The organism is Rhizobium alarense (assembly GCF_021555155.1).
Taxonomy (GTDB): domain Bacteria; phylum Pseudomonadota; class Alphaproteobacteria; order Rhizobiales; family Rhizobiaceae; genus Rhizobium_D; species Rhizobium_D alarense.
Map to the genome: position 1 here is coordinate 55,951 of NZ_JAKGBU010000003.1, position 7,663 is coordinate 63,613.

Here is a 7,663-nt window from a genome sequence, read left to right on the forward strand (position 1 = left end):
CCGCCGCGCGCTCGGTCACCGGCCTCGCCTCGATGCTGGCGCACGAGATCAAGAATCCGCTCTCCGGCATCCGCGGCGCCGCGCAGCTGCTGGAGACCGCCGTCGTCGACGAGGACCGGGCACTGACGCGTCTCATCTGCGACGAGACGGACCGCATCGTCTCGCTCGTCGACCGCATGGAGGTGTTCTCCGACGAACGGCCGGTCGATCGCGTGCCGCTCAACATCCATTCGGTGCTCGACCATGTGAAGGCGGTCGCGAAGGCGGGTTTCGCGCGCAACATCAAGATCAGCGAGAACTACGATCCGTCCCTGCCGCAGGTGTTCGCCAACCGGGACCAGCTCGTGCAGGTGTTTCTGAACCTCATCAAGAACGCCGCCGAGGCCGTGGGGGACCGGCCGGAGGGCGAGATCATCCTGACGACGGCCTATCGCCCGGGCATCAAGCTCTCGGTCGCCGGCACGCGCGAGAAGGTGTCGCTGCCGCTCGAATTCTGCGTGCACGACAACGGGCCGGGCGTGCCCTCCGACCTGCTGCCGCATCTCTTCGATCCCTTCATCACCACGAAGACCAACGGATCCGGCCTCGGGCTTGCCCTGGTCGCCAAGATCATCGGCGCGCATGGCGGCATCGTGGAATGCGACAGCCAGAGCCAGCGCACCACCTTCCGCGTGCTGATGCCCGCATCGAAGGGCGCCAACGAATACGACGACACTTCTAGACCATAGGACATACCCGATGACAGGCGCCACAGTCCTTGTAGCCGACGACGACGCAGCGATCCGCACGGTTCTGAACCAGGCGCTGAGCCGTGCGGGCTACGACGTCCGTATCACATCGAACGCCGCCACGCTCTGGCGCTGGATCGCCGCCGGCGACGGCGACATCGTGGTGACCGACGTCGTCATGCCGGACGAGAACGCCTTCGACCTGCTTCCGCGCATCAAGAAGGCCCGGCCCGAGCTTCCGGTGCTCGTCATGAGCGCGCAGAACACCTTCATGACGGCGATCAAGGCCTCGGAGCGCGGCGCCTACGACTATCTGCCGAAGCCCTTCGACCTCACCGAGCTGATTGCCATCATCGGCCGCGCGCTCGCCGAGCCGAAGCGCAAGCCCGCCAAGCTCGACGATGACACGCAGGACGGCATGCCGCTCGTCGGCCGGTCGGCTGCGATGCAGGAAATCTACCGGGTGCTCGCCCGCCTGATGCAGACCGACCTGACGCTGATGATCACCGGCGAATCGGGAACCGGCAAGGAGCTCGTGGCGCGCGCGCTGCACGACTACGGCAAGCGCCGCAACGGCCCCTTCGTCGCCATCAACATGGCGGCCATTCCGCGCGACCTGATCGAATCCGAACTCTTCGGCCACGAGAAGGGCGCCTTTACCGGCGCGCAGAACCGCGCGACCGGCCGCTTCGAGCAGGCGGAGGGCGGCACGCTCTTCCTGGACGAGATCGGCGACATGCCGATGGACGCGCAGACGCGGCTGCTGCGCGTGCTCCAGCAGGGGGAATACACGACGGTCGGCGGCCGCACGCCGATCCGGACGGATGTGCGCATCGTCGCGGCGACCAACAAGGATCTGAAGCAGTCGATCAACCAGGGGCTTTTCCGCGAGGACCTCTATTACCGCCTGAACGTCGTGCCGCTCCGCCTGCCGCCGCTGCGCGACCGGGCGGAGGACATTCCCGACCTCGTGCGCCACTTCGTGCAGCAGGCCGAGAAGGAGGGCCTCGACGCCAAGCGCTTCGACCAGGAGGCGCTCGAACTGATGAAGGCGCATCCCTGGCCCGGCAACGTGCGCGAGCTCGAAAATGTCGTGCGCCGGCTGACGGCGCTCTATCCGCAGGACGTGATCACCAGGGAGATCATCGAGAGCGAGCTGCGCGCCGACATTCCCGACAGCCCCATCGAGAAGACCCCGATGCGCAGCGGTGCCCTCACCATCTCGCAGGCGGTCGAGGAGAACATGCGGCAGTATTTCTCGAGCTTCGGCGACGGATTGCCGCCGTCCGGCCTCTATGACCGGGTGCTCGCCGAAATGGAGTATCCGCTCATTCTCGCCGCGCTGACGGCGACGCGCGGCAACCAGATCAAGGCGGCGGACCTTTTGGGGTTGAACCGCAATACCCTGCGCAAGAAGATCCGCGAACTCGGTGTTTCCGTTTACCGAAGCTCCCGCGCCACTTGACGCGGGCCTCCCGACCGTTGCATTTTCGCCACAATATGTTGCTTGAAGGTAACAGGCGCGCCGGCAGCGAATAGCGCGGCCCGGCTGTTCGTCTGTAGGACGACGGCCGGTCTCTGCGGTTGTCGGCGGAAAGAGAATGACGGGGAGCCGGCGGGGCGCAGCAGCGCCGCCGCTGGGGTGAAGATCGCATGGCGGATACGGCGGGTGTGCTTGGCGGAGACGAGGGCGGCGGGAATGCCGGCGGCGACCGACGCGCGTCCTTCGCCCTGCCGGGCCTGTTGCTGGCCGGCGGCGCGCTGGTCGCGGCGACCGTGTCGCTCTTCATCCTGCTCGGCCTGACGCCGATCCGGCCGGAGACCAACGTCGTCATCGCCTCGGCCTCGATCAATGCGCTCTTCGTGCTCGGCCTCATCTATCTCATCGGCCGGGAGATCGGGCGGCTGCTGAAGGCACGCCGGCGCGGGCGCGCCGCGGCGCGTCTGCATGTGCGGATCGTCTCGCTGTTCTCGATCGTCGCCATCACGCCGGCGATCCTCGTCGCGATCTTCGCCTCGATCACGCTCGATGTCGGCCTCGACCGCTGGTTCTCGATCCGTACCCAGTCGATCGTCAGTTCCTCGCTGAACGTCGCGCAGGCCTATGTGCTGGAGAATGCCAGCTACCTGCAGGGCCAGACCGTCTCGATGGCGAACGACCTCGACCGCAACCGGCAGTTCTACAGCCTCGACCGCACCGGCTTCACGGAGCTGATGACGCGGCAGGCGAGGGGGCGCGGCATGCTCGGCGCCTTCCTGGTGCGCGAGGACGGCTCGATCATCCTGCAGGCGAACATCCCGACGGAAAAGCCGCTGCCGTCGGTTCCGGAGGACGCGCTGAAGAGCTCGGCCGCCGGCCAGCCGACGCTGATCCCGCCGGGTGTCACGAATCTCGTCGGCGCGGTCATCAAGCTCGAACAGATCCCGGACGCCTTCCTCTACACCATTCGTACCGTCGATCCCGAGGTCATGCGGTCGATGCGCCTGATGGAGGAGAACACGGCCGAGTACCGGGCGCTGGAGGCCGGCCGCACCTCGCTGCAGATCGCCTTCGGCGTGCTCTATCTCGGCTTTGCCCTCATCGTGCTGCTGGCCGCGATCTGGACGGCGATCGCCGTTGCCGACCGCATCGTCCGGCCGATCCGCCTGCTGATCGGCGCGGCCGACAGCGTCGCCTCCGGCAATCTCGACGTCAATGTGCCGGTGCGCGCCGCCGATGGCGACGTCGGTAACCTGTCGCGCACCTTCAACAAGATGATCTCCGAGATCCGGACGCAGCAGCACGAGATCCTGGAGGCGCGCGACGAGATGGATCACCGCCGCCGCTTCATCGAGGCGGTGCTGTCGGGCGTCACCGCGGGCGTCATCGGCGTCGAGGCGGACGGGCGCGTGACGATCGTCAACCCGCCGGCGGAATTCATGCTCGGCCACACGGCCGCCTCGCTGATCGGCGCGAAGCTTGCCGACGTCGCGCCGGAGTTCGAGCCGATCCTCCGCGAGGCGTCGAACCGCTACCGGTCGGACTACCGGCGGCAGGTCAATTTGATGCGCGGCGGCGCGGAACGCACGCTCAACATCCAGGTGACGCGCGAGGAATCGACCGACGCGCAGGAATCCTTCGTCATCACCATCGACGACATCACCGATCTCGTCATCGCGCAACGCTCCACCGCCTGGGCCGATGTCGCGCGCCGTATCGCCCATGAGATCAAGAACCCGCTGACGCCGATCCAGCTTTCCGCCGAACGCCTGCGCCGCCGCTACGGCAAGCAGATCGACCAGGAGGACCGGGCCGTCTTCGACCAGTGCACCGACACCATCGTCCGCCAGGTCGAGGACATCGGCCGCATGGTCGACGAATTCTCCGCCTTCGCCCGCATGCCGAAGCCGACCAAGGAGGAGAGCGACCTGCGCACGATCCTCAAGGATGCGGTGTTCCTGCGCGAGATGGGCATCACCCATGTCACATTCCTGAGGGAGTTCGGCGATACGCCGCTTACCGGGCATTTCGACGCGCGCATGCTGTCCCAGGCCTTCGGCAATCTCATCAAGAATGCCGTCGAGGCGATCGAGGGCCTGCCGAGCGAGGAAGGGCGGGCCGGAAGCGGCAAGATCCTGGTGCGCGCCACGAGGGCCGAGCGGATGTTCGTCGTCGACGTGATCGACAACGGCAGGGGGCTGCCGACCGAGAATCGGCATCGCATTCTCGAGCCCTATATGACGATGCGGGAGAAGGGCACCGGTCTCGGTCTCTCCATCGTCAAGAAGATCATCGAGGACCATGGCGGGCAGATCGAACTGCACGATGCGCCCGCCGATTTCGACGGCAGCCGTGGCGCAATGATCCGCGTCCTTCTGCCCGTCGACGAAAATGCGGCCGCCCAGGCGGAACAGGAAGGCAAGGAACTGGCTCATGGCGTCTGATATTCTTGTGGTGGATGACGAGGAAGATATCCGCGAGATCGTGTCCGGCATCCTGTCGGACGAGGGGCACGAAACACGGACGGCCTACGACAGCGACAGCGCGCTCGCGGCGATCAGCGACCGCGTGCCGCGCCTGGTTTTCCTCGACATCTGGATGCAGGGCAGCCGGCTCGACGGCCTGGCGCTGCTCGACGAGATCAAGAGCCGGCATGCCGACCTCCCGGTCGTGATGATCTCCGGCCACGGCAACATCGAGACGGCCGTCTCGGCGATCCGCCGCGGCGCCTACGATTTCATCGAGAAGCCCTTCAAGGCGGACCGGTTGATCCTGATCGCCGAACGGGCGATCGAGAACTCGAAGCTGAAGCGCGAGGTGACGGAGCTCAAGCGCCGCTCCGGCGATCCGGTCGAACTGATCGGCACCTCGGTCGCCGTGTCGCAGCTGCGCCAGACGATCGACAAGGTGGCGCCGACCAACAGCCGCGTGATGATCCTCGGGCCCTCCGGCTCCGGCAAGGAGCTGGTCGCGCGCATGATCCACCGCAAGTCGACCCGCGCGAACGGCCCCTTCGTGGTGCTCAACGCCGCCGCGATCACGCCGGACCGTATGGAGGTGGCGCTCTTCGGCACGGAGGGCGGCACCGGCCAGCAGCGCAAGACCGGCGCGCTGGAGGAGGCGCATGGCGGCATTCTCTATCTCGACGAGATCGGCGAAATGCCGCGCGAGACGCAGAACAAGATCCTGCGGGTGCTCGTCGACCAGCAGTTCGAGCGCGTCGGCGGCTCGAAGCGGGTGAAGGTGGACGTGCGCATCATCTCGTCGACGGCCTACAATCTCGAAAGCCATATCGCCGACGGCACGTTCCGCGAAGACCTTTACCACCGGCTGGCCGTCGTGCCGGTCCGGGTGCCGGCGCTTGCCGAGCGCCGCGAGGACATTCCCTTCCTTGTCGACCTCTTCATGCGCCAGATCAGCGAACAGGCGGGCATCCGCGCCCGCAAGATCGGCGACGATGCGCTCGCCGTGCTGCAGGCGCACGACTGGCCCGGCAATATCCGCCAGCTGCGCAACAACATCGAGCGCCTGATGATCCTTGCCCGCAGCGACGGGCCAGAGACGCCGATCACCGCCGACATGCTGCCGACTGAGGTCGGCGACATGCTGCCGAAGATCTCGACCCAGGGCGACCAGCACATCATGACGCTGCCGCTGCGCGAGGCGCGGGAACTCTTCGAGCGCGACTATCTCGTGGCGCAGATCAACCGCTTCGGCGGCAACATCTCCCGCACCGCGGAATTCGTCGGCATGGAACGCTCCGCCCTCCATCGCAAACTGAAGTCGCTTGGCGTATAAGCCGACTCGGCGCCCCGTGTCCTGCAGGCGCCGTTTCCTCCCGCACGAGGTCTGAAACATGAAGGTGATCATCTGCGGTGCCGGGCGCGTCGGATACGGCATCGCCGAGCGGCTTTCCGAGGAGGGCAACGACGTGTCGGTCATCGACACCTCCGCCGCCCTGATCGGCGCCATCACGGAGACGCTGGACGTCAGCGGCATCGTCGGCCATGGCGCGCATCCCGAGGTGCTCGCCAAGGCCGGGGCCGACCAGGCGGAGATGCTGATCGCGGTCACGCTCTATGACGAGATAAACATGGTGGCCTGCCAGGTCGCGCACTCGCTCTTCAACGTGCCGACGAAAATCGCCCGCATCCGCGCCCAGAGCTACCTTGCGCCGGAATATTCGGATCTCTTCGCGCGCGAAAGCATTCCGATCGACGTCACGATCTCGCCCGAGGTCGAGGTCGGCAAGATGGTGCTGCGCCGCATCTCCTTCCCGGGCGCGACCGACGTGGTGCGTTTTGCCAACGACCACATCGTCATGCTGGCGATCGAGTGCATGGAGGACTGCCCGGTCGTCGATACGCCGCTGCAGCAGCTCTCCGAGCTCTTTCCCGACCTCGTGGCGACCGTCACCGGCATCTTCCGCGACGGCAAGCTCGCCGTGCCGCGCTCCGCCGACCAGCTGCAGACGGGCGATCTCGCCTATGTCGTCTGCGACCGCAACCACGTGCGGCGCACGCTCGCGCTGTTCGGCCACGAGGAGCAGGAGGCGGCGCGCATCGTCATCGCCGGCGGCGGCAATATCGGCTATTTCGTCGCCAAGGCGATCGAGGACTACCAGCCGCGCACCCGCGTCAAGATCATCGAGGCGGACCGCGAGCGGGCCGTGCTGATCGCCGACAAGCTCCGCAATGCCGTCGTCCTGCACGGTTCGGCGCTGGACCAGAAGATGCTGCTGCAGGCCGACATCCAGAACGCCGACCTGGTCGTGGCGCTGACCAACAACGACCAGATCAACATCCTCGGCAGCGTCATGGCCAAGAAGCTCGGCTGCAAGCAGAACCTCGTGCTGATCAACGACCCGAGCTACCAGGATTTCACGCGCAGCCTCGGCATCGACGCCCATATCAATCCGCGCGCGGTCACGATTTCCGGCATTCTGCAGCATGTCCGCAAGGGCCGCATCCGCTCGGTCTATGCCGTCCAGCGCGGCTCGGCCGAGGTCATCGAGGCCGAGGCGCTGGAAACCTCGCCGCTCGTCGGCAAGCCCTTCCGCGAACTCGAACTGCCGGAGGGAATCCGCATCGGCGCGATCTATCGCGACGGCGCGGTGATCCGGCCGGACGGCGGCACGAAGATCAGGGCGAAGGACCGCGTGGTTCTCTTCGCCGCCGCCACCGCCGTGCGGCACGTCGAGCAGCTCTTCCGCGTCAGCATCCAGTATTTCTAGGAAATTCCATGCCACGCTGCGCCTATGTCAACGGCCGTTACGTCCGCCACGCCGATGCGGCGGTTCATATCGAAGACCGCGGCTACCAGTTTGCCGATGGCGTCTACGAGGTCTGCGAGGTCCGTCACGGTTTTATCGTGGACATCACGCGGCATCTCGACCGCCTCGACCGCTCGCTGCGCGAACTGCGCATGGCCTGGCCGATGACGCGGGCGGCCCTCG

Annotated in this window: 5 protein-coding genes and 1 pseudogene; all 6 read left to right on the plus strand. The window is 66.4% G+C overall.

Features of this window, described 5'->3' with window-relative positions; genetic code table 11:
* Positions 1 to 728, plus strand: a 728-nt coding sequence (locus LXM94_RS01650; RefSeq protein ID WP_235769409.1) for a two-component system sensor histidine kinase NtrB, incomplete at its 5' end; no start/stop codon positions are given.
* Between the two features lie 10 nt (positions 729 to 738).
* On the plus strand, positions 739 to 2,193 hold the full coding sequence (ntrC, locus tag LXM94_RS01655) for a nitrogen regulation protein NR(I) (RefSeq protein ID WP_235769410.1): 1,455 nt from the start codon (positions 739 to 741) through the stop codon (positions 2,191 to 2,193).
* A 188-nt stretch (positions 2,194 to 2,381) separates the two neighbouring features.
* Positions 2,382 to 4,652, plus strand: coding sequence for a sensor histidine kinase NtrY-like (locus LXM94_RS01660; protein ID WP_235769411.1), 2,271 nt, complete (start codon positions 2,382 to 2,384; stop codon positions 4,650 to 4,652).
* Positions 4,642 to 6,006, plus strand: a complete 1,365-nt coding sequence (gene ntrX / locus LXM94_RS01665; protein WP_235769412.1) for a nitrogen assimilation response regulator NtrX — start codon at positions 4,642 to 4,644, stop codon at positions 6,004 to 6,006. Before LXM94_RS01660 ends, ntrX begins: the two co-directional genes overlap by 11 nt.
* Positions 6,007 to 6,064: 58 nt before the next feature.
* Positions 6,065 to 7,441 (plus strand): Trk system potassium transporter TrkA, encoded by a 1,377-nt coding sequence (trkA, locus tag LXM94_RS01670; RefSeq protein WP_235769413.1) that lies wholly within the window; start codon positions 6,065 to 6,067, stop codon positions 7,439 to 7,441.
* Positions 7,442 to 7,449: 8 nt separating this feature from the next.
* Positions 7,450 to 7,663, plus strand: a pseudogene (locus LXM94_RS01675) (D-amino acid aminotransferase); the annotation flags it as partial.

Coding starts and splice junctions, on each gene's coding strand:
- ntrC (WP_235769410.1), top strand. CDS start 739: ATGACAGGCGCCACAGTCCTTGTAGCCGACGACGACGCAGCGATCCGC.
- LXM94_RS01660 (WP_235769411.1), top strand. CDS start 2,382: ATGGCGGATACGGCGGGTGTGCTTGGCGGAGACGAGGGCGGCGGGAAT.
- ntrX (WP_235769412.1), top strand. CDS start 4,642: ATGGCGTCTGATATTCTTGTGGTGGATGACGAGGAAGATATCCGCGAG.
- trkA (WP_235769413.1), top strand. CDS start 6,065: ATGAAGGTGATCATCTGCGGTGCCGGGCGCGTCGGATACGGCATCGCC.